This window comes from Methylomonas defluvii, from assembly GCF_033949435.1.
Classification (GTDB): domain Bacteria; phylum Pseudomonadota; class Gammaproteobacteria; order Methylococcales; family Methylomonadaceae; genus Methylomonas; species Methylomonas defluvii.
Window position 1 is genome coordinate 107,815 of sequence record NZ_JAXARY010000013.1, and the last position, 19,742, is coordinate 127,556.

Genomic DNA, 19,742 nt, shown 5'->3' on the forward strand with positions numbered 1-19,742 from the left:
AGCGCTGCAGCTGCACGAAACTCCTGAGCCGTCTAACGGCTTCCACCTTCCAGGAAATTTAAGAGCCGGGTTAATAATCATCCAATCTGCAAGGCCATGGCGCTAGCACCAAGCCAAGCAAAATCCGCCCCAGCCTCTTTACAACCCATTTGATTTTGCGGATCCTATCCCCACAGTATCCGACCTAGAAAACAGCCCATGACATCAAACCATCGCGTGCCCGCTACCAGTCGCGCCCGCCGCCGCTTTTTAAAACTGGCGGCTGCCGGCTTGGTCACCAGCAGCATGCCGGCGTCTGCACTGTTTCGCTTAACTAATCCCTGTCTCAATCCAGCCGGGACGCCGGCATCAGCCCTCGAAACCGCCGCTTGGCAAGGCATCGATCCGGCAGACTGGTGGGATTGTCACACGCACATCATCGGCTCCGGCGACGGCGGTAGCGGCATTACGCAAACGCCGGATATGCATGCCCCGCTCAAGCACCCGGTGCAAACCCTGCAACATTGGGCTTACGCCAACGCGGCTTGCATCCCTGACACGAACCAAGACACCGCCTTTGTCAAACGCTTACAAGCCTTGCTGGACAACATGCCCAAGGGCGCCAAGGCCATGTTGTATGCGTTTGACCGCGCGCATGGGGCCAGCGGCGACCCGGATCATGCCAATACCGCATTTTTTGTCCCCAACGAGTACGCTCAGCGTTTGGCACAAGCCTATCCAGAGCGCCTCGAATGGGTAGCCAGCATTCATCCTTATCGCCCCGATTGCGTCTCTGTACTGGAACAGGCCGCCGCCAACGGTGCCCGCGCCGTGAAATGGCTGCCGCCGGCGATGGGCATAGACCCGGCTTCGCCGCAATGCGACCGGTTTTATAAAGCGGCGGCACAATTGAACATCCCGATCATCACCCACGGCGGCGAAGAGAACGCATTGCATGGCGCCGACCAGCCTTTGTTCGGCAATCCGCTACGTTTGCGGCGGGCGCTCGATGCCGGCGTTCGGGTGGTGATTGCCCATTGCGCGACATTGGGCCAGGATGTGGATGAAGACGGCCGGGAAGTGCGAAGTTTTGATTTGTTTGCCAAGTTGATGGCCGATAAACAGTGGCAGGACCGGCTATACGGTGACATTTCGGCGATTGTGTTACGCAACCGCGATATGGGCGTAATCAAAACCCTGCTGACGGAAACCAGCTGGCATAGCCGCTTGCTGTACGGCTCGGATTACCCGTTGACCGGCATTTTGCCGTTGATCTCGCCGTCGGCTTTCGCCGAAGCCGGCCTGCTGCCGGACGATGCCGTCGAACCGTTGCTGGCTCTGCAGGAATATCATCCGTTTCGCTTCGATTTTGTGTTGAAACGCAGTTTGTCATGGCAGGGCAAGCGTTTTGCCGACGGTGTATTTGCGACTCGGCCGTTTTTTACGGGCCAACAACGTTAGAGTTAAAAGACTACCGCTACGCCAAAGCGCGTGCTAGCATTGATAGCACCACCCCTTGGAGTTAGCTATGCCCAGCCTTGTTGTTAGAAATCTTGATGAAACGCTGGTTAAGGCTTTGAAAGCCAGAGCTGCCGCCCACCATCGTTCCACAGAAGCAGAACATCGCGCCATCCTGGCGGAGGTTTTGACCGGGCCGCAACGGAAATCTTTTACGGAAGCGCTAGCCGCCATGCCCAATGTCGGTTCGGATACTGACTTTCTGCGTATGGATACCGAGAGCGATTTGACTGATGTATTTGATTGACACGAATGTGATTAGCGAAATCCGCAAAGGCAGCAAGACAAATCCGGGCGTTAACCAGTTCTTTGCCGGCGTCGCCCAAAATGATCACAAGCTGTATATTTCTGTCGTCACCGTCGGTGAATTGCGGCGCGGCGTGGATCTGATTTATCTCCGCGGCGATTTTAGCCAAGGCAAGTTACTCGAGAACTGGCTAAACCAGCTTATGCAGGAATATCGCCATCATGTCTTGCCTATCGACACCGAGATTGCGCTGGTTTGGGGGAAAATGCGCGTACCAAATCCTCAACACCCCTTGGATAAATTGATCGCTGCTACGGCGTTAATTTACGATCTTACCGTTGTCACCCGGAATGTTGGTGACTTTGCCGGCACAGGAATTCGGGTCCTCAATCCATTCGCGGATTAAGCCGTCGCCCGCAGCAAATTCCCATACAACAAGGCTTTGCCGGTTTGGCTCTGCATCCACAGTTGTTTGATTTCGAGTTGGCGTTTAGCAAAACAAGGGGCGGCGGCGCGGGCTAAATCCTGCAAGTCCACTTTGGGAGAATAGGTGTTCAGGACTAAAAACGCCCCCGGATTCATCAAGCCGCGCGCGGTTTCAATCAGGTCGGCCAACTGATTTTCCAGTTTCCATTTTTCGCCCTTGGCCCCCAAACCCCAGGCCGGCGGGTCCATGATGATGCCGTCGTAATGATTGCCGCGTTTCAATTCGCGCTTGGCAAATTTCAAGGCATCTTCCAGCACCCACTGGATGTCGGTCAACCCGCTACGCACCATGTTATCGTGGGTCCAATCCAACATTTGCTTGACTGAATCCACATGCACCACTTCCGCGCCATTCGCCCTGGCCACCAGTGAGGCCGCACCAGTGTAGGCAAACAGGTTTAATAGTTTGTCGCCCGGTTTGACCCGCTCGGCGATGAACCGCCAGTTGGCTTGTTGTTCCGGAAACAAGCCCAGGTGTTTGAATTTGGTGAGTTTCAAGCCGAACTGCAATTGTTGATAAGCAATTTGCCAGTGTTCGACTGCCTGCGGCTTCAATTTTTTCCAGGTGCCTTCCGTGGATGACAGCTCTACAAACTCCCAATCCGCCCTGGCCTGCCAATCCGCCCACGACCAACCGGGCTTGAAATCAGCTTGAATCTCCGGACGTATCGTCACCACTTCGCCCCAACGCTCCAGCTTCTTGCCGTCACCGGCATCCAATAATTCATAATCCGCCCAGCCAACGGCGTATTCGCGCTGCGTATTTCCAGGTACGGCAAAGCTATTGCTGGCTTTGTTTTCAGGTGACTTGCGGCGAATTGGATCGTTGGGCATATTGCTGGCGGCGCACAGAATGGTTAATCGGCGGATTTTATGCCCGAATGCGGAAACAGGCCACCACAAACGGCGAATATCTGACGCTCAGCGGAAGTAAGCTGAATTTAGCGTCTACATGCCCGTTAACCTACTTGCACAGACAACATGGCAATAGCACCCAGCGTGGTTTTGTCCGTGAAAAAACCGACCTGTTCGCCGTCACCTTGCAAGCCCAGGATGTATAGGAGGGGCAGAAAATGTTCGTCTGTCGGGATGGCCAACGCCGCATCGCTTAATTCGCGGTATTTGACGACGGCGCTGTGATCGCCTGCGGCAATCAAGCGTTTAATCCGCTCGGCAAACGCGACGGCCCAGTCATGGGCAGTATCCCGCCAAATCGCCGCTTGCAAGTTGTGCACGATATTACCGCTGCCGACGATCAACACCCCCTCGTCTCGCAAGCAGCGTAAGGCTTTACCCAGTTGGTAATGCTGTTCAGGCGACTTTTTTATATCCAGACTGAGTTGTAAAACCGGGATGTGTGCATCGGGAAACAGATGGCACAAAACCGACCAACTGCCATGATCCAAACCCCAGTCCTGATCAAGCTCAATCCCAGGCATCCGCGCCTTGATCCTCGCCGCCAATGCTGGGCTACCCGGCGTAGGATAGACAAAATCGAATAAGGCTTGTGGAAAGCCGTAAAAATCGTGGATGGTCCGTGGCTGCGACATCGCAGTAACCCGTGTGCCATCGGTTTGCCAATGCGCGGAGATACACAAAATGGCCTTGGGCCTGGGCAGACGTTGCCCTAGTTCCGCCCAAGCCCGACTGTATTCATTATCTTCCAGCGCATTCAACGGGCTGCCGTGACCGATGAATAAGGCCGGCAGCCTCGGCAAGTTTTGGTTGTCGGGCTTGACCGTATTCATCGTCTCTACTCCCATATGTTTACCTCTAAGCCGCGACGTTAAAACGACCGGCTTGGTAATCGTCTATCGCTTGCTCGATCTGCTCGCGAGTGTTCATCACAAACGGCCCGTGCTGCGCTATCGGTTCACGCAAAGGCTTGCCGGCCACCAGGATCAAACGACTGTCTTGCTTGGCCTGCAATATCACCCCATCCGACTCACCGCTGCTTAACACCGCCATGCGTTGCGCAGCTACCGACCGTTCCGCCACAACCACCTCGCCGCGATACACATAAAAAGACGCATTGTGGCCTGCCGGAAGCGACTGACTGAAACTGGCCCCAGCGGGCAAATGCACATCCAGAAACAGCGGCTCGGTATCCGGCCGCTGAATAGCGCCCGCGATGCCATGGCTGCTGCCGGCAATCACCCGCACCTTGACGCCGTTGGCCGTGAGTAATTCCGGAATCTGCTCGCTTTGCACATCTTGATAACCGGCCGGCTGCATTTTCTCGGCAGCCGGTAGATTGATCCACAATTGAAAGCCTTCCAGCATGCCGTCTTTTTGCTCGGGCATTTCCGAATGGATAATCCCGCGCCCCGCCGTCATCCATTGAATGCCGCCGGTTTCCAATAAGCCTTGATGGCCGGCGTTATCGCTATGCCGCATCCGGCCGGTGATCAAATAAGTCAGGGTTTCGAAACCCCGGTGCGGATGATTGGGAAAGCCGGCGATGTAGTCGTTAGGCTTATCGCTGCCGAAGGCATCCAGCATCAAAAATGGATCGAGGCGTAGCTGCAAGGCTTGGCCCAGCACGCGGGTCAATTTCACGCCGGCACCGTCCGAGGTGGCGTGGCCAACCACTAGCTGCTCGATAGCGCGGGACCGCATTACGTCATCGTTTTTAACTGTGTCTGTGTTCATCGCGAATCTCCTATATTAAGGTTAGGTCAGGCCGCCAAGGCGGCGATTTGCGTAGCGGCAGCTTGCAGGGCCAATTGCTCGGCGTCGCCGCCCATCGCCAAGCCTTCCGCATAAATAAACGTGACATCGGTCATGCCCAAAAATCCCAAGACGGTACGCAAATAAGTGCTTTGGCTGTCGGTCTCGGTGCCGCTGTGCTTGCCGCCGGCGGTTTGAATCACATACACCTGTTTGTTTTTCAACAAGCCTTCCACGCCGTTTTCGGTGTATTGAAACGTCACCCTGGCCCGAGCGATAGCATCTATCCAAGCTTTCAGTTGTGCCGGAATCCCAAAGTTATACATCGGCGCGGTTAACACTAGGATGTTGGCGTGCTGAATCTCGGCAATCAAGGCATCGTCCAGCGCCACCCGTTGCGCTTGCTCGGGGTTACGTTGTTCGGCGGGCGTACTCAGCGCAATCAAAGCCGCTTCATCCAGCAAAGGATGCGGGGTTTTCGCCAAGTCGCGTACGGTCAATTGCGCACTCGGTGCTTGCTGCCGTAAGCCGGCAACCAAGCGATCGGCCAGGCGGCTGGAATAGGCGTTTTCGGCGCGGATGCTGGAATTGATTTGCAGAATGTTCATGTTAGTCTCCCAAAGGTGTTGAAGTTGGGTTGACTATACGCCGGGATAATATTGGGCAGAAGACCGGAAAATGGATAACATTGTTCCATTGGAGGAACAATCATGCAGATAGAACCTAACGACTTATGGCTATTCGCCAAAATCGCCGACGCCGGTAGTTTTTCCAAAGCCGGCGAATTGCTGGGTTTGCCTAAGTCAACCCTGTCGCGACGCATCAGCAATTTGGAAAAACAACTGGGCGAGCGTTTGCTGCAACGCACCACCCGGCAACTGAATTTGACCGAATTTGGACTGCGCTTGTTACAACACGGCCGACAGGTCAGCGAGGAAATCGAAGCGGCGATGGCCTTGGCACAACATCGGCAAATCCAGCCCAGCGGTGTACTGCGCATCTCGATGCCCAACGACTTCGCCAATCTGTTTTTGGCGCCACTGCTGGCAGAATTCAGCAACAGCTACCCGGCCATTGCTTTGGAAATTGATCTATCTGCACGGCGGGTGGATTTACTCAGCGAGAGTTTCGATCTGGCGATTCGGATGGGCGATTTGCCCGATGACGCGACGTTGACAGCCAAGCGTCTGAATCTGCAAACCTGGGGCTTGTATGCTTCCGAAGCTTATTTGCAAAAACGCGGCACACCGGCGCACCCCGAAGAATTGTTGGAACACGATGCCCTCAGCCTGTTGGCCGGCAATCGGGAGGCGCCGACCTGGCGCTTGACGAAGGGCGAACAAGAATGGCTAGGTATGCCGCCGATACGCATCCAAGCCAACTCGCCGGAATTATTGGTCAAACTGGCCATGCAGGATCAAGGCATCGTCGCCGCGCCGGATTCTTACGCCAGCACTTACATGCCTAATCAGGAACTGGTGCGCGTGCTGCCGGAATGGTGTTTGCCGCAAACCACGGCCTGGCTGGTGTTCCCTGGCCGGCGTTTGATGCCGACCAAGACCCGGGTGTTTATCGATTTCTTGGAAACGCATTTAAAAGACTTTGCATGAGACATAATCGGCAACTGGGGAAACGGCAAAACCGCCTAGCCGCATAGCTTATTTGTTTGACTGAAATTACCTGTGCCTATAGAATCGCCGCCGCCTAACGCATGGTTAGGAAGCCTGTCATTTCAACAATTTAAGGAAAATTCATGTTTAGATCTTTGGCTATTTCACGCGGTATCGTTCTGTTAGGCGGCGTGCTGGCGATCAGTTCGGCGCAAGCAACCGTGGTTGCCGGCTCGGATTTTATCAAGACCGCAACGACTCATTACGTTATTAACTCAGCGGGAAGCTTTGCTACCTACATCCCCTCTTTTATCGTAGTCGGCGCAGACGGTTCGGAGCCAAGTGAGAATTTCGGACCGTTCAGCATATCTGGGTCGTTTGACGTCGAACGCTATCAAAGCACGGCAAGTCCTTCTACAACGTCTGCAAGCGGTGAAATTACCGACAAGCTATTGTTTACCAACGCCAACGTCACGCTGAACGGCACAATCCATAGCTTCAATTTCCCGAGTTTGTTTAGTCTTATGACCAGCGACACGGCGTTTCAGTCGGAGTCGGCATCTCTCGGTTGTCCTGTCCCACAGGGCCTTATTCCTTCCTGTGTGACAATGCCCAACCCAAACCCATCGTCTTGGTTCGGAACCCTAAGCAATCAATCCATCAGCATGGACGGCTTCGCGGCAGTCGATAACATAAAAGCGGGTTACAGTTATCACATACAGGCGTCCGTGGTCCCGTTGCCAGCAAGTGTCTGGCTATTTGCTTCAGCCCTGGGACTGGCCAGCATCACGCAAAGAAAACAGCGTGTCATAAAATAGTTCGTAAGGCATCGGATCTGCCGAGCGCAAGGCTTTGCATCTTGCTGGATTGATGCAAAGCCCGCGTGTCAAAGATCCTATCAACGTGTTTCCCGCTAATGCCCAGCCGCAGCCAAGCGGGGTATGAAGACGGCTTCCTGCTCAAGCAATCGAGACTCCAAGGCCAAACCTTGTAATTCCACTTGGATATTGCGATCCGGTGCCGCTTGCAGGAAATCGCTCAGCGTTTCCAGAATATCGTGATCGATAAACAGGGCTTTGCCGCCGTCAATGATCAATTCGCTATCGTCGGCGATACCGGCAAGATAATTACGAAGCAAGGCTTTATTTAAAAAAGACACGTCCTTGTGCAGCCTCAGCAAATAGTTGGGCCCATGCTGGGTTAAGGTAATAGCCGCATGGAAGTTGGCCCGCAATACGAAAAAAATACCGCATACCATGCCAATCGCGATACCTTCCAACAAGTCGGTAAATAAAATCGCGAACACGGTAATCGCAAACGGCACAAATTGATTCAGACCTTTTTGGTAAAACTCCACAAACATGGCCGGCTTCGCCAGCTTGTAACCGGTTTGCAACAAGATTGCCGCCAGACAGGCTAATGGGATCATGTTCAGAAAATGCGCGAAAAACAATACGCTGATCAATAACAACACCCCATGGAAAAAGCTGGATACCCGGGTTTGACCGCCGGCATTGATGTTAGCCGAACTGCGCACAATCACGGCCGTGATCGGCAAACCACCTATCAATCCGCTGAGCAGGTTGCCCAGGCCCTGAGCTTTCAATTCGCGATTGGTCGGCGAAACCCGTTTATGCGGATCGAGCTTATCCACCGCTTCGACGCTTAGCAGGGTCTCCAGGCTGGCGATGATGGCCAGGGTGAGCGCGATGCTGTATATCTTGGGATTGCCGAGATAGCTGAAATCCGGCAAGCGCAACTGGTTAACAAAATTGCTGGTGGAGCCAAGTTCCGGCAAGGACACCAAATACTTGACGCCGATGGACCATTCAGGTGCCGCAGCCAAGGCCCAGGCATTGAAAGACACGCCCCAAATCACCGCCAACAACGGCCCTGGAATCATCCGCAAGGCATTAAATTGTTTGATGAAAGCGCTTTCCCAAAAAATCAGAATCAATAAGGCCACGCCAGCCACCAGAGTCGCGCCGGGCGAAATGCCGTGCAGTGAGTGGGTAAACTCGATGAAGCTGGAACTGGCGGTATCCGGCATATAACTCTCGTCCGCCGCGTAGCCCTCATCGTAACCGGTGGCGTGCGGGGTTTGCTTGATGATCAGGATCATACCGATAGCCGCCAACATACCTTTGATCACCGCGGTAGGGAAAAACGCGGCAATCGCCCCGGCCCGAAGGAAACCGAACAGCATTTGGAAAATCCCGGCAAACATCAGGCTCAACAAAAAAGCCTTGTAATTGCCCAAGGTTTCGATGGCGTTGAAGACGATGACCGTCAGGCCAGCCGCGGGGCCGGAGACACTGAGCTGCGAACCGCTGCACAAGGACACCACGATACCGCCGATCATGCCGGCGATAACCCCGGCGAATAAGGGCGCGCCGGACGCCAACGCCACCCCCAAACACAAGGGTAAGGCCACCAGAAATACCACAATGCTGGCCGAAAAATCCTGACGAAAATATTTCAGGTAATCATTAAACTGCATTTTCATAGACGGTCTCCGTGCGGATAACTGGGAGCCTTAATGGGCATATTGATAGATGTTGTGAATCGGCGAAGTGGCGTCGATGTGTATCAACTCATTCAGCAAACCGTCGTGCAAACCGTATACCCAGCCGCGCAAACTGACTTTTTGGCCGGACTTCCAGGCCGATTGCACGATAGAGGTGTGGGCCAGTCGTTGCACTTGTTCGATGACATTCCACTCGATCAATTTGTTGAGTTTGCGTTCGGGCTGCAAATTGTCCAGTTCGTCTTGGTGCAAGCGATACACTTCCTTAATGTGCGTCAACCACTTGTTGGCAATGGCCAAATCGCCGCGTTGCTGGCGCAAGGCTGCTTCAACACCACCGCAGCCATAATGGCCGCAGACGATCACATGCTTGACCTTTAAGGCGTTAATCGCGTACTGCAACACGCTTAAACCGTTAAAATCGGTGGTGATGACTTGATTGGCGATATTGCGGTGCACGAATATTTCGCCGGGTTGGGCATGAACTATGGTATCGACCGGCACACGGCTGTCGGAACAACCTATCCATAAAAACTCCGGATGTTGCTCCTTGGCCATATTGATGAAGTAATCGGGCTGTTTACCGGTCATGGCTTCTGACCAGGCTTTGTTTTCCAGCAGCAATTTGTTGGGAGTCTGCATAAACCCCTCCTCTTGTGTCGTTGCGATGTAAACGATGCGATTCTTAGGCGTCGCACTTAAGCAACCGATGTATTGGAAGATCGTATCGGCGCCGAACAAATAATATCGAATCGAAATATTTATGCAAGCAATAAAGTTTCGATTCGATATTTTTATCGCTAATGAGCATTAGCTTGAGGGGGTATACGCACTGCTTATGCAGACCTAAGCAGTGGTTGTCATGCTGAATTATTTAAGACGTGAAAACCTAGAAGGCAAAAGGCTTACCAAGGTAAGGCCGAGCCATCATATTTAACAAAGCTACCGCTATCGGCCAGACTGAAATTGGCAATCACCTTACGCATGCCCGATACGCTTTCTTCAACGTCGATCAAGCCGTTCGGTCCGCCCATATCCGTTCTAACCCAACCCGGATGCAGAATCAATACGCCGATGGACGAAGGCCATAAATCGATGGACAGGCTTTTCAAGGCCGCATTTAAACCTGCCTTGCTGGAGCGGTACAGAATGCTGCCGCCGCTGGTATTGTCGGTCATGCTGCCCATCAAGCTGCTCAAGGCCACGATCAAGCGTTTGTCACCGCGCTGCACTTGCGGCAGGAAGGCTTCGGCCAATTTCAGCGGAGCCATTACATTGACAGCCAGAACGTTTGCCCAGGTTTGGTAATCCAGTTGCCCGAATCCGCGATCGGCTTGATCGCCGTAAACGCCGGCATTATTCAGCAAGACATCGATTTTGCGGTCGGCTAGCTTGCTTGCCAACGCATCGATTTGACTGAAATCCGCCACGTCCAGGGTCTCGATTTGAATGTGCGAGTATTGTTTGGCAAGCGCCGCCAAATGTTCGGCCTGGTCCGGCTTGCGGCAGGCCGCGATGACCTGGTAATCGGCGGCGGCATATTGCCGGCAAAACTCCAGACCCAAACCGCGATTGGCGCCGGTGATTAAAACAGTTTGCATCGTTACGTCTCCAAACGAGTGATTGAAAAATAAGGGAAGCTATAGTTTTACGTAGTCTTGATAAGTAATTGCCGATTGAACTATTCGTATTTAGCCATGCCTCACCGACACAGTTTTAGCATGAAATTCCCGGAGGCTACTATGCAAATGCAATCAGTTAAATCCAGCACCATCGACGTGATCGGCTACGACGAACAAACCCATAAACTGCGAGTGTCGTTCAAAGACCGGCAAGCTCAGGATTTTTGCCATGTGCCCGAACACCTGTTTGCCGCATTTCTGAAAGCCCGCTCCAAAAACCGATTTTATAAGCGCCACTTCCAGGATTTGTTTCCCTGCTGAAAAAGACCGAAGCCACCATCGATACCCGATAGATTCAAAACCTTGCGTCTATCGGGCCTCATTCACTAGCAAGCCATAACACGGGCAACTTGTTCGCTTATCCCTGCCGTAACTGCTGGTAAAGCCTGATCATGCTGTCGGCGATAGCTTGGTCGGAGCAATACAACACGCCGGAATGATTCATAAACGTCGAGCCGTTCGGATTTAATAGTAACGGTTTGCCGTGTATATCGCTGACCGGCGCGCCGGCTTCCTGGAACAAACAAGCGGTAGCCGCGTAATCCCACACACTACCGCCCCCCTTATCCTGCTTAGGAAATTTGAAATAACACGCCGGCGCCTCAGTCAGCGCTTGGCAGGCATTTAAGGCCGCGCCGCCTTGCAAACGCAGCTTGGCGCCGGTATAGCCCAACTCAACGGCTATTTGCTGCAATGCGGCCTGCGTAGCGTGATACAGCGGATCTTGGGCAAAGCTTTTATCGGTAATGAACGTCAAGACTGGCGCAGGCGGTGCCGGCTTAAAAGCGTGCTGGTTTTGCCAAGCGCCTTCGCCTTTAATCGCGCGGTAAAGCGTCTGAGTCAAGGGATCGTAAACAACGCCAATCAGCGCTTCTCCGGCGCGAGATACCAAGGCGATGGACACCGAATAGCCCGGCACGCCTTCGATAAACGGCAAGGTGCCGTCTAAAGGATCGATACACCAGAAATAGTCGTGTTGCAGACGCGCGCCGTCATCCGGACTTTCTTCCGACAATAAGGCCAAATCGTAACTGGCGCAGGTCGGTCGCAAGGTTTGCAGAATAATCTCCTGACTCAAATGATCGATTTCCGTCACTACCCGAGCAGCCAGACTGGTGCCACCGTCTTTGCTGTTTACAACAACCGCAGTATGCGCAGACTTGGCAATCAATTGTCCGGCCTGCATCGCCGCGGAGATGGCACACTGGCCGAGTAAATACAGATCGTCGGTTGACAAGCGCATCGGTTCTCCTGGTAATTTTATAATTGGGCGATGACTTGCCGCGCCAGCCGCTCGCTATAGCTGCTGGGGGACCAATAGCCGGGACTCCAGCCTTTTAAAAAGCGGTGAAAATCGGTCCAGGCTACTGGATAAAGTGCCCGCCAATCACGTTCGACCGCATCGGCATCGACGGGTTTTTGTTGACGCCGCAACGCCTGTTGCAAAGCCTGAAAATAAATATCCAGCAATTCGCTCTCTCGGCGTTGACATTCTTCCTGGCCCAAACAGCTATCGATAAAATACGCGACATCCTTGATTCCGCAACCGCCGCCGACGTATTGAAAATCCACTGCCGCGACCCGGCTGCCGTCCGCCGAAAAACAAAAATTGGCCAATTTGGCATCGCCGTGCACAAAGGTTTGATAAGGCGTATCGCGCAGTTTTTGATCAATCATCGGCGCGGCATTTTTCAAGACAATATCCTGCAAGGCCTCCCATTCGTTGGGCCGGGTTTGCAGATGCCAATAAGTGCCGGTGGGCCACAAACCACTGGGTTTTTCACCGATAAACGTGGCATGGAAATTGGCCAGCCAATTTAAACATGTGCGTATCTCCCGTTCCCCTGCCCGCGAGCGGCGTTGCGGAAACCCCACCGGATGCAGATCTTCCAAGACCATGACTATATCCTCACCGAACATTTCGAAAGCTAAACACGCCGGGACTCGGCAATCCGCGTCGCAAAGTTTGGCCCAGCCTTGGTACCAAGCCGCCTCTATCTGATAAGAGCGGACTTTGCGCCGATGCGACAGGTCTTCATTGGAACCGGGCGTTTGCAGACTTTGTGCCGACAGTTTTACGTGTTTGACGATCACGCTAGCACTGTCGCAGCCGCTTAAGCCATAGCGCAAAATATAGCCGTAGCCGCTCCACAGACTTTGAATGGTTTCAAGTTGAAATGCATCATCGGCACCGGTCGCCTGAAGCACGAGATCGCGAATGGTATTTTGCATGGGTGGAGAGTGCCTTAAAAGATTGCTATTTTCTGGGAATACGCCGAACGAAAGCCAGGCTCGCGTGTCGGATTGCGGTATCGTTGGTATAGTTCATACCGTCGTATAGCCCATACATTAAACATCACCGCCATGATAGCAACCATGAATTTTGCATCCGATAACTGGGCCGGCGCTCATCCGGCCATTTCCCAACGTTTGTTGGCAGCCTCCGCAGGCTTTTCGGCCCCCTATGGCGCCAGCGCGCTGGATCGCAAAATCGAGCAACAGTTTAACGAGCTATTCGAACGGGAAGTCGCAGTCTATTTCGTCAGCACCGGCACAGCCGCCAATTCGCTGGCACTGGCGGCCGTCAACCGTCCGGGCGGCGTCTCGTTTTGCCATCGAGAAGCACACATGCTGGAAGACGAATGCGGCGCACCGGAGTTTTTCACGCATGGCGCACGGTTGGCGCCAGTGGACGGCGACAACGGCAAAATCGATCCGGAAAATCTGAAAGCGGAAATCGAGCGTTTCCCGCCTAATTTTGTGCATGCCGGCCAACCCATGGCCATTTCCATCACTCAGGCCACCGAGATCGGCACGCTTTATCAACCGGAGGAGATTGCCGCGATTGCCGACATTGCCCAAACTTACGGCTTACCCTTGCACATGGACGGCGCGCGCTTTGCCAATGCGCTAGTCTCGCTGGGGTTAACGCCTGCGGAAATGAGCTGGAAACTAGGGATAGATATTGTGTCTTTCGGCGCCACCAAAAACGGCTGCTGGTGCGCTGAAGCCCTGGTGTTTATGAATCCGGCACAGGCCAAAGATTTACCGTTTATCCGCAAGCGCGCCGCGCAGTTGGTATCTAAAAGCCGGTTTATCGCCTGTCAGTTTGAAGCGTATTTAGACGACGGACTTTGGCTGAATCTCGCCTGCCACGCCAACGCGATGGCGGCGCGTTTGCAAAACGGCATTGCCCACTCAAAATACGCCCGCCTGGCCTGGCATGCAGAAGCCAATGAGGTGTTTGCCGTGCTAGACCAAGCGCAAGCGGACCGCTTGCAACAACAAGGCGCGGTGTTTTACCCCTGGAATCCGCCGCGCGCAAACCCTGGCCTGGTAGCCGACCAGGAAGTATTGGTGCGTTTAGTCACCAGTTTTGCGACACAAGCGGAGCAAGTCGATGCCTTTATCGAGCGTTTGGGCTGAGGCAGCCGATTTTGCGTGTCTATCGTCCCAAACTCCCAGCTGCCATGTACTGGTTAGTCACTCAACAGACCGGCTACGTCAGGCTATGAACTTGCCTGCCACCACAAATGATTTACAGCAGCGCGGCTCATGGCGGCGCAAGATGGCTATTACGCTGCTGATGCTTGGGTTATTTTGCCTGGCCCTATGGTGGCAGCGTTCAGTTCTGCTGGAGTTGTTACTGCAACAGGCCATGAAACAAAGCGCGCTCAGCGCACCCTCGTTGTCGGGGCTGTCGTTTGATTCCAAGCAAGCCAAGCTGGCTGAAATCAGCTTCGGCCTCGCCACACCGACTGGCAACTTATCGGTTGCGATGCAGAATGTTTCAACCGATTACGATCTGGAAAAACGAACTATCAGCAACGTCAGCATCGGTCACGCCGCGCTGAAATTCAACTACCACCCTACCGACCAAGCTGCGACGCAGACATCGGAAAACACTCCCATCAGCTTACCGCTGGACCGATTGAGCATCGCGAAACTGGAAGTTGATGTAGATACGCCTTGGGGCTTGAGCAGCTTTGCTGGTCAAGCGGACGTCACACGAGGTGCGGCCGATGCCATCGATGCAAGGTTTCAGGATGCCCAACAATCCATTCACCTAAATATGGATCCCGGTTTTAGCGCCGCCAAACTCAATGTCCAACGACTGCCAACTGGCAGTATATTCGAACTAAATGCCAGCCAGCTGGATGGCCCAGCCAAGCAAATTAAGCTGGATGCCGGCGCGCTTTCGTTGATCGAATGGCTCAGCAACAGCCTACTGATACCGCAGACTTTGCGGGCAAAAACTCAGTCATACGACTTAGCCAAATTAAGCCCGCTACTAAGCGCCACGCAGCTCAGTGCAAGCGCCACTACGCCGGACAACTTTGCCACGCTGCAAGCTGAAGCCTTTCTGACAAAAGATAAACAGTCTCTGCTGGCTATGGATTTGTCGATGACGAACAAGCAAACAATCGATATGAACGGCCGCCTGGACATGGCCGCCAGCGAGGCATTCGATTTAATCAAGCCCTGGTTACCGGCCATGGCGGCCAGTTGGACGGTTGCCGGCGGCAAGGCACAGGGAAATCTAAAACTGCATCGGCCAAGCAATCAAGACGTTTCCGGAACGGCACAATTGATTATCGCCGATTTGGCCTTGACGGCCGGCGCGGCGAAAATCGAGAACGGCAAGGTGGAACTGAACATTCCGGAGCTGGCGGATCGCGCCGTGGACTTGTCTGCCGAGATACCGACGCTGGGATTGGGTAAAGACTTAATAGCGCAAAATCTTAGTATCAAGGCCCGCTATCTCGATCAGGAACTGACACTAAGCCAAGCCGAGCTGGCACTATTCGGCGGCATCATGGAATTGAAACCGGACAAAATACCGCTGGAGCAAACGCCGATACTGCTGACTTTACGACTGCATGCAGTCGATCTGTCGCAACTTTTAATGAGCCTGGATTATCCAAATATTTCCGGAACCGGCTCAATAGACGGCGAACTACCGTTGCAGTTGTCGGCGGGGGCCATAGATGTGCAAGACGGCAGCCTCAGCGGCACACAGCCGGGTGTGTTACGCTATATGGGACCGGCCGATAGTCAGAATATCGCCTTTAAGGCTCTCAAAAACCTGGTTTACCGGAATCTGCAAGCCAAGGTAAATTATCGCCCAAACGGCGACTATCACCTGGGCTTACGCCTGGAAGGCAATAACCCGGAAGTATTGTCCGGCCATCCGCTGGCGTTTAACCTAAATATCAGCGGCCAGCTACCCGAGTTGCTACAAAAAGGTATTTTAGCCGGCGATTTGGAACGGACCATTTTGGAACAGGCTACCGCCAAACCGGCCGATGCTGGAGCATCGCCCAAACCCCCAAGCGGGGATCAACCACCCAAACCGCCGCCGGCGGACCGGAGGAATCAATGAACTGGAAAGCTGCAAGCAGCGCGGCCATCTTGTGCGGCAGCATCTACCTGACGGGGTGTTCGCCCTCCGTAAGGTTGGAAGCGCCGGACAAACCGATTGAGATCAATATGAACGTCAAAATCGAACACGAAATCCGTCTGAAAGTGGAAAAAGACGTAGACGAATTGCTTTCCAGCCAAAAAGGCTTGTTTTAAAGGAGCGAGTGATGAACAACAAAAATTTGCTATCAATTTTGGCGCCTTTGTTTCTGGGCTTATATCTGACCGCCCTGCCGGTCAACGCCACCGATCTAGCCCAGGCAAAATCGGCTGGGTTGGTGGGTGAACAAATGAACGGTTTCCTGGGCTTGGTCAAGCCCGATGCATCGGCCGAGATAAAAGCCCTGGTTGAGAGCATTAATGCCCAACGCCTGGCGGAATATCAACGCATAGCGGCTAAAAACGGCGTTGCTGTGGAGGAAGTGGGGCGACTGACCGCTCAGAAAGTCATAGGCCAAGCGGCACCGGGACAATTTGTAGAAACGGCTTCCGGCTGGACCCAGCGCTGACAGGCAAGAGCCTATAATGCAATACTGCACGGTATTCAAACGGCTTGAGATTTAGCCGGCAGCAAAGTAAAAATACCGTCATTTGTTCGCAGTGGCACTAATAAGTCAAATTTAGCTATCTCCCGACCTAAACCTGAACATCACCAGCACCACTCGGGAGAAGTTACCTTGCGATCCCACTTAGTCAAGGCGAGCACAACTCGTTAAAACCGCTGACTGGACAAGCAATTAGCTCTCTAAAGCGTCAATAATCAGACGATTCGGTCATTCGCTCACGCCGAGGAGAAACCAGGCACAATGCCCACAAAATCAATGTGCGACAAATTGTCACACTTTTTTATGGACAGCTGCATTTTAATCCAATAGAATGCGCCCACTTTCAGCGAAACGCAGATGATTCGAAAGGATCATGACCGTTAAATGAGGGGGGGATAGGCGACCGTTAATCCGGTATAAGAACAACAATAAACGCAAGAAATTAACCTACCGTACAACGGTAGGCGTCCAATCAATATAAAAAATAAGACCGGACGAAGCCCACTTTACGTGGGCTTTTTTATGCCTGCCGTTCAACTCACAAACCCGCCACTTTTTTATCGTCTTCTTCCTGAAAATTCCTGTAGTTGATGGATATTTTCAAACCGGCAAAGCGGCCGGACATCTTGATCAATTCGGAGGTGGTTTTATCGAACATCAACCTGACTTCGCTCAAAGCTCTGTCCTCGTAACCTTCTTCGATATCCTTGGCATCCAGCCGAAAATGGTAAAGATACACTTCCTGCTTTTCTTCATCGGTGATTTCCAGCGGCTCGCCCAGTTGTTTAATTACCGTGGCTTTTTTTGGCAGCAGCGCGGCTATTTTCTCCATTTGATCAGCCTTGGCTCTCAACTGTTTTTTCTCTTCGTTAATTTCCGCACCGCCCAGCGAACGAAACGAAGCTTCCAGAAACTCCGGTGGAGCGATTTGTAAAAACAAGTTGGAGAAGGTCCAGTCCGTGATTTTATCTTCCTTGTTAAAGGCCAGATCCAGATAAAAACTGATTTCCGGCGCAATCAACTTGCTGTCTTTATCGATCTTACGAAACCAATAGCGCCAGCGTTTGCCGTCGCCGGTATGCTCTTCGCTGCTGGCGTGCAGCTTAGCCAAGGACACAAAATCTTCGCTGAACAGTTTGGGTTGCTTGAAATGCACGGTGAAATCCTCTTTGGAGGTCACCGCAAAATAACGATCAAACTCATCCATTTGCAAATAAGTCTGGTAGGCGTGCAACCAGTGCAAACAACCCGTCATGCTGCTGAGTAATACAAAAGCCAGAGACAGGCGAAAAAAGCGGTTAATTTTAGTCATAGCACCCTCAGTGCCGGGTAGGCGAGTGATTATCAGTTTCGGCTGCCGGATTGGTCAGCAGGTTCTCCACATCAACCTTGTCAAAGTGGTATTGCGCTCCGCAAAATTGGCAATCGACTTCGATGTCGTCGCGTTCCCGCAAAATTGCTTCCAACTCTGACCGCCCCAATGCCGCTAAAGTGCCGCCGATTTTTTGCCGGGAGCAATTGCATTTAAATTCCACTGGCTCCGGATCGTAAATCCTGACCTTTTCTTGATGAAATAAACGGTGCAACAAGTCCTCGCAATCCAGACTCAACAGTTCGTCGGCGGTAACGGTATTCGCCAATATTTCGATGCGTTCCCAGTCGGCTTTGTTCTGATTGCTACTCGGTAACTCCTGGATGAACAGGCCGGCCGCATGGGTTTGATTGGCAAACAGCCACAACCGGGTATCAAGCTGCTCGGACTGAGTGAAATAGGTTCTCAACACATCCGCCAGCGTTTCCGCCTCCACACCGACGATGCCTTGATACGGTTCGGCATTTTCCGATTCCACGGTCAATACCAATCGGCCGCCCTCACCTACCATGTCCAGCAAATTTGCGCCGGCAACAGTGGCCTCACTGCGCACCAAGCCTCTGATTTGCCGTTCATTGCTGGATTGCGCTACCAGGGCTTTCAAATCGCCGCCGCCCTGAATCTGCATGATCATCGCGCCTTTAAACTTGATGGTTGCCGACAACAACACCACCGCCGCCAAGGCTTGTCCCATTTGCGCATCGACGGCATCATTGACTAAATGTTGATATTGTTTGGCTTGCTGCCAACTTTGTTCCAGCCGCACCCATTCGCCACGAACTCCGTGTTCCTCGAAAATAAAGCGGCGTAAGCAATCTTGTTGTTTCATGATTTAGTGGAATCCTCTTGAATAAGCGGAGATTATAATCCGCACACCCTCATCATTCGACCTCGGGATGCACTCATGTCTTTTCTATTCAAAAAAACCGCCATGCCCAGCGCCGACCAAGCCTTACCAGGACGTCAGCAAGCCATAGACAGCGGCCTATTTCACGCCGTCAACGGACATCCTATCCATCCGCCATTTCCGGCGCATCTGCGACAAGCCGTGTTCGGCATGGGCTGTTTCTGGGGTGCCGAGCGTAAATTCTGGCAACAAGCCGGCGTATTCAGCACCGCAGTGGGCTATGCCGGCGGCTTTACGCCCAACCCTACTTATCAGGAAATTTGCACCGGCATGACCGGCCACGCCGAAGTGGTGTTGGTGGTGTTCGACCCGAGCGTAGTGTCTTACCAGGATTTATTGGCAATATTTTGGGAATCTCACAATCCCACCCAAGGCATGCGACAAGGCAACGATGTCGGCACCCAATACCGATCAGTCATCTATTGCCAGGACGACCAATATCAAGCGGCCTTGGCAAGCCAACAACAATACCAAGCAAAATTAACAGCCGCCGGCTTTCCAGCAATAACCACCGAAATCCGCAATGCTCCGACTTTTTATTATGCCGAGGAAGATCATCAACAGTATCTGGCTAAAAACCCGTCCGGTTACTGTGGCTTAGGCGGCCTGGGTGTCTGTTTTTCCAGATAGCCGAATCGCCGAGAAATCCTAAGGCATTATAAGACTTGAGATTATTGTTTCCCCGCCATCCCGGGAGAGTTTTTCCGGTTGACTTTTAGGAAAAAATCCTTCAATTTACGCGCTTGGTGTGGCTCTCCCTCTGCGCTCGGTTATAGCC

22 protein-coding genes are annotated in these 19,742 nt (G+C 53.0%); 11 read left to right on the forward strand and 11 right to left on the reverse strand.

Annotated elements, in window-relative coordinates; all coding sequences use genetic code 11:
- The first annotated feature begins 198 nt into the window (after positions 1 to 198).
- The 3 genes from QLH52_RS14725 (at position 199) to QLH52_RS14735 (ending at position 2,150) form a co-directional block, all read left to right on the forward strand.
- Positions 199 to 1,440, forward strand: a complete 1,242-nt coding sequence (locus QLH52_RS14725; RefSeq protein WP_319962074.1) for an amidohydrolase family protein — start codon at positions 199 to 201, stop codon at positions 1,438 to 1,440.
- A 67-nt stretch (positions 1,441 to 1,507) separates the two neighbouring features.
- Complete coding sequence (locus QLH52_RS14730; RefSeq protein WP_319962076.1) at positions 1,508 to 1,744, forward strand: FitA-like ribbon-helix-helix domain-containing protein; 237 nt, start codon at positions 1,508 to 1,510, stop codon at positions 1,742 to 1,744.
- On the forward strand, positions 1,731 to 2,150 hold the full coding sequence (locus QLH52_RS14735; RefSeq protein ID WP_319962077.1) for a type II toxin-antitoxin system VapC family toxin: 420 nt from the start codon (positions 1,731 to 1,733) through the stop codon (positions 2,148 to 2,150). The genes QLH52_RS14730 and QLH52_RS14735 overlap by 14 nt, the downstream gene beginning before the upstream one ends.
- On the opposite strand, the gene QLH52_RS14740 is transcribed toward QLH52_RS14735, so the two are convergent.
- Genes QLH52_RS14740 through QLH52_RS14755 form a run of 4 tightly spaced genes read right to left on the reverse strand, consistent with a single transcriptional unit; the run spans position 2,147 to position 5,508 of the window.
- Positions 2,147 to 3,133 carry a class I SAM-dependent methyltransferase gene (locus QLH52_RS14740; protein WP_319962078.1) on the reverse strand — a complete coding sequence of 329 codons (987 nt, stop codon included), beginning with the start codon at positions 3,131 to 3,133 and terminating at the stop codon, positions 2,147 to 2,149. The two genes, QLH52_RS14735 and QLH52_RS14740, sit on opposite strands and share 4 nt — an antisense overlap.
- Before the next feature lie 56 nt (positions 3,134 to 3,189).
- The gene (gene ygiD, locus QLH52_RS14745) at positions 3,190 to 3,978 is read right to left on the reverse strand and encodes a 4,5-DOPA-extradiol-dioxygenase (protein ID WP_319962079.1); all 789 of its coding nucleotides are present in this window, start codon (positions 3,976 to 3,978) and stop codon (positions 3,190 to 3,192) included.
- A 25-nt stretch (positions 3,979 to 4,003) separates the two neighbouring features.
- Positions 4,004 to 4,882: a pirin family protein gene (locus QLH52_RS14750; protein WP_319962080.1), complete on the reverse strand. Its 879-nt coding sequence runs from the start codon at positions 4,880 to 4,882 to the stop codon at positions 4,004 to 4,006.
- Positions 4,883 to 4,908: 26 nt separating this feature from the next.
- Positions 4,909 to 5,508 (reverse strand): FMN-dependent NADH-azoreductase, encoded by a 600-nt coding sequence (locus QLH52_RS14755; protein ID WP_319962081.1) that lies wholly within the window; start codon positions 5,506 to 5,508, stop codon positions 4,909 to 4,911.
- Positions 5,509 to 5,610: 102 nt separating this feature from the next.
- On the opposite strand from QLH52_RS14755, the gene QLH52_RS14760 reads away from it, so the two are divergent.
- Together QLH52_RS14760 and QLH52_RS14765 are read left to right on the forward strand one after the other, a co-directional pair.
- The gene (locus tag QLH52_RS14760; RefSeq protein WP_319962082.1) at positions 5,611 to 6,510 is read left to right on the forward strand and encodes a LysR family transcriptional regulator; all 900 of its coding nucleotides are present in this window, start codon (positions 5,611 to 5,613) and stop codon (positions 6,508 to 6,510) included.
- A 143-nt stretch (positions 6,511 to 6,653) separates the two neighbouring features.
- The gene (locus tag QLH52_RS14765; protein WP_319962083.1) at positions 6,654 to 7,328 is read left to right on the forward strand and encodes a hypothetical protein; all 675 of its coding nucleotides are present in this window, start codon (positions 6,654 to 6,656) and stop codon (positions 7,326 to 7,328) included.
- 95 nt (positions 7,329 to 7,423) lie between these two features.
- Here the strand turns inward: QLH52_RS14765 and QLH52_RS14770 are convergent, their stop codons facing one another.
- The 3 genes from QLH52_RS14770 to QLH52_RS14780 all read right to left on the reverse strand — a co-directional run bounded on the left by QLH52_RS14770 (position 7,424) and on the right by QLH52_RS14780 (position 10,638).
- A complete protein-coding gene (locus tag QLH52_RS14770) occupies positions 7,424 to 9,016 on the reverse strand; it encodes a SulP family inorganic anion transporter (RefSeq protein ID WP_319962084.1) in 1,593 nt (530 codons plus the stop codon).
- A 30-nt stretch (positions 9,017 to 9,046) separates the two neighbouring features.
- Positions 9,047 to 9,679, reverse strand: a complete 633-nt coding sequence (locus tag QLH52_RS14775) for a carbonic anhydrase (RefSeq protein WP_171694331.1) — start codon at positions 9,677 to 9,679, stop codon at positions 9,047 to 9,049.
- Positions 9,680 to 9,942: 263 nt separating this feature from the next.
- On the reverse strand, positions 9,943 to 10,638 hold the full coding sequence (locus tag QLH52_RS14780; protein ID WP_319962085.1) for an SDR family oxidoreductase: 696 nt from the start codon (positions 10,636 to 10,638) through the stop codon (positions 9,943 to 9,945).
- A 141-nt stretch (positions 10,639 to 10,779) separates the two neighbouring features.
- On the opposite strand from QLH52_RS14780, the gene QLH52_RS14785 reads away from it, so the two are divergent.
- Entirely contained in the window at positions 10,780 to 10,980 is a 201-nt protein-coding gene (locus QLH52_RS14785) for a KTSC domain-containing protein (protein ID WP_033158359.1), read from the forward strand.
- A 97-nt stretch (positions 10,981 to 11,077) separates the two neighbouring features.
- Here the strand turns inward: QLH52_RS14785 and QLH52_RS14790 are convergent, their stop codons facing one another.
- A complete protein-coding gene (locus tag QLH52_RS14790) occupies positions 11,078 to 11,962 on the reverse strand; it encodes a 3'(2'),5'-bisphosphate nucleotidase CysQ family protein (protein WP_319962086.1) in 885 nt (294 codons plus the stop codon).
- 17 nt (positions 11,963 to 11,979) lie between these two features.
- A complete protein-coding gene (locus QLH52_RS14795) occupies positions 11,980 to 12,951 on the reverse strand; it encodes an oxidoreductase family protein (protein ID WP_319962087.1) in 972 nt (323 codons plus the stop codon).
- A 144-nt stretch (positions 12,952 to 13,095) separates the two neighbouring features.
- On the opposite strand from QLH52_RS14795, the gene QLH52_RS14800 reads away from it, so the two are divergent.
- The 4 genes from QLH52_RS14800 (at position 13,096) to QLH52_RS14815 (ending at position 16,649) form a co-directional block, all read left to right on the forward strand.
- Complete coding sequence (locus tag QLH52_RS14800; protein ID WP_319962088.1) at positions 13,096 to 14,145, forward strand: threonine aldolase family protein; 1,050 nt, start codon at positions 13,096 to 13,098, stop codon at positions 14,143 to 14,145.
- 91 nt (positions 14,146 to 14,236) lie between these two features.
- Positions 14,237 to 16,102 carry an intermembrane phospholipid transport protein YdbH family protein gene (locus tag QLH52_RS14805; RefSeq protein WP_319962089.1) on the forward strand — a complete coding sequence of 622 codons (1,866 nt, stop codon included), beginning with the start codon at positions 14,237 to 14,239 and terminating at the stop codon, positions 16,100 to 16,102.
- Positions 16,099 to 16,296 (forward strand): YnbE family lipoprotein, encoded by a 198-nt coding sequence (locus tag QLH52_RS14810; RefSeq protein WP_064010563.1) that lies wholly within the window; start codon positions 16,099 to 16,101, stop codon positions 16,294 to 16,296. The genes QLH52_RS14805 and QLH52_RS14810 overlap by 4 nt, the downstream gene beginning before the upstream one ends.
- Positions 16,297 to 16,307: 11 nt before the next feature.
- On the forward strand, positions 16,308 to 16,649 hold the full coding sequence (locus QLH52_RS14815) for a YdbL family probable chaperone protein (protein ID WP_171694325.1): 342 nt from the start codon (positions 16,308 to 16,310) through the stop codon (positions 16,647 to 16,649).
- Between the two features lie 574 nt (positions 16,650 to 17,223).
- Here the strand turns inward: QLH52_RS14815 and QLH52_RS14820 are convergent.
- Positions 17,224 to 17,997: a hypothetical protein gene (locus QLH52_RS14820; protein WP_319962090.1), complete on the reverse strand. Its 774-nt coding sequence runs from the start codon at positions 17,995 to 17,997 to the stop codon at positions 17,224 to 17,226.
- Positions 17,998 to 18,004: 7 nt separating this feature from the next.
- Complete coding sequence (gene hslO, locus QLH52_RS14825; RefSeq protein ID WP_319962091.1) at positions 18,005 to 18,886, reverse strand: Hsp33 family molecular chaperone HslO; 882 nt, start codon at positions 18,884 to 18,886, stop codon at positions 18,005 to 18,007.
- A gap of 75 nt (positions 18,887 to 18,961) precedes the next feature.
- Between hslO and msrA the strand changes: the two genes are divergently transcribed.
- Positions 18,962 to 19,594, forward strand: a complete 633-nt coding sequence (gene msrA / locus QLH52_RS14830) for a peptide-methionine (S)-S-oxide reductase MsrA (protein WP_319962092.1) — start codon at positions 18,962 to 18,964, stop codon at positions 19,592 to 19,594.
- Positions 19,595 to 19,742 lie beyond the last annotated feature (148 nt).

Coding starts and splice junctions, on each gene's coding strand:
- QLH52_RS14725 (WP_319962074.1), top strand. CDS start 199: ATGACATCAAACCATCGCGTGCCCGCTACCAGTCGCGCCCGCCGCCGC.
- QLH52_RS14730 (WP_319962076.1), top strand. CDS start 1,508: ATGCCCAGCCTTGTTGTTAGAAATCTTGATGAAACGCTGGTTAAGGCT.
- QLH52_RS14735 (WP_319962077.1), top strand. CDS start 1,731: ATGTATTTGATTGACACGAATGTGATTAGCGAAATCCGCAAAGGCAGC.
- ygiD (WP_319962079.1), bottom strand. CDS start 3,978: ATGAATACGGTCAAGCCCGACAACCAAAACTTGCCGAGGCTGCCGGCC.
- QLH52_RS14750 (WP_319962080.1), bottom strand. CDS start 4,882: ATGAACACAGACACAGTTAAAAACGATGACGTAATGCGGTCCCGCGCT.
- QLH52_RS14755 (WP_319962081.1), bottom strand. CDS start 5,508: ATGAACATTCTGCAAATCAATTCCAGCATCCGCGCCGAAAACGCCTAT.
- QLH52_RS14760 (WP_319962082.1), top strand. CDS start 5,611: ATGCAGATAGAACCTAACGACTTATGGCTATTCGCCAAAATCGCCGAC.
- QLH52_RS14765 (WP_319962083.1), top strand. CDS start 6,654: ATGTTTAGATCTTTGGCTATTTCACGCGGTATCGTTCTGTTAGGCGGC.
- QLH52_RS14770 (WP_319962084.1), bottom strand. CDS start 9,016: ATGAAAATGCAGTTTAATGATTACCTGAAATATTTTCGTCAGGATTTT.
- QLH52_RS14775 (WP_171694331.1), bottom strand. CDS start 9,679: ATGCAGACTCCCAACAAATTGCTGCTGGAAAACAAAGCCTGGTCAGAA.
- QLH52_RS14780 (WP_319962085.1), bottom strand. CDS start 10,638: ATGCAAACTGTTTTAATCACCGGCGCCAATCGCGGTTTGGGTCTGGAG.
- QLH52_RS14785 (WP_033158359.1), top strand. CDS start 10,780: ATGCAAATGCAATCAGTTAAATCCAGCACCATCGACGTGATCGGCTAC.
- QLH52_RS14790 (WP_319962086.1), bottom strand. CDS start 11,962: ATGCGCTTGTCAACCGACGATCTGTATTTACTCGGCCAGTGTGCCATC.
- QLH52_RS14795 (WP_319962087.1), bottom strand. CDS start 12,951: ATGCAAAATACCATTCGCGATCTCGTGCTTCAGGCGACCGGTGCCGAT.
- QLH52_RS14800 (WP_319962088.1), top strand. CDS start 13,096: ATGAATTTTGCATCCGATAACTGGGCCGGCGCTCATCCGGCCATTTCC.
- QLH52_RS14810 (WP_064010563.1), top strand. CDS start 16,099: ATGAACTGGAAAGCTGCAAGCAGCGCGGCCATCTTGTGCGGCAGCATC.
- QLH52_RS14815 (WP_171694325.1), top strand. CDS start 16,308: ATGAACAACAAAAATTTGCTATCAATTTTGGCGCCTTTGTTTCTGGGC.
- QLH52_RS14820 (WP_319962090.1), bottom strand. CDS start 17,997: ATGACTAAAATTAACCGCTTTTTTCGCCTGTCTCTGGCTTTTGTATTA.
- hslO (WP_319962091.1), bottom strand. CDS start 18,886: ATGAAACAACAAGATTGCTTACGCCGCTTTATTTTCGAGGAACACGGA.
- msrA (WP_319962092.1), top strand. CDS start 18,962: ATGTCTTTTCTATTCAAAAAAACCGCCATGCCCAGCGCCGACCAAGCC.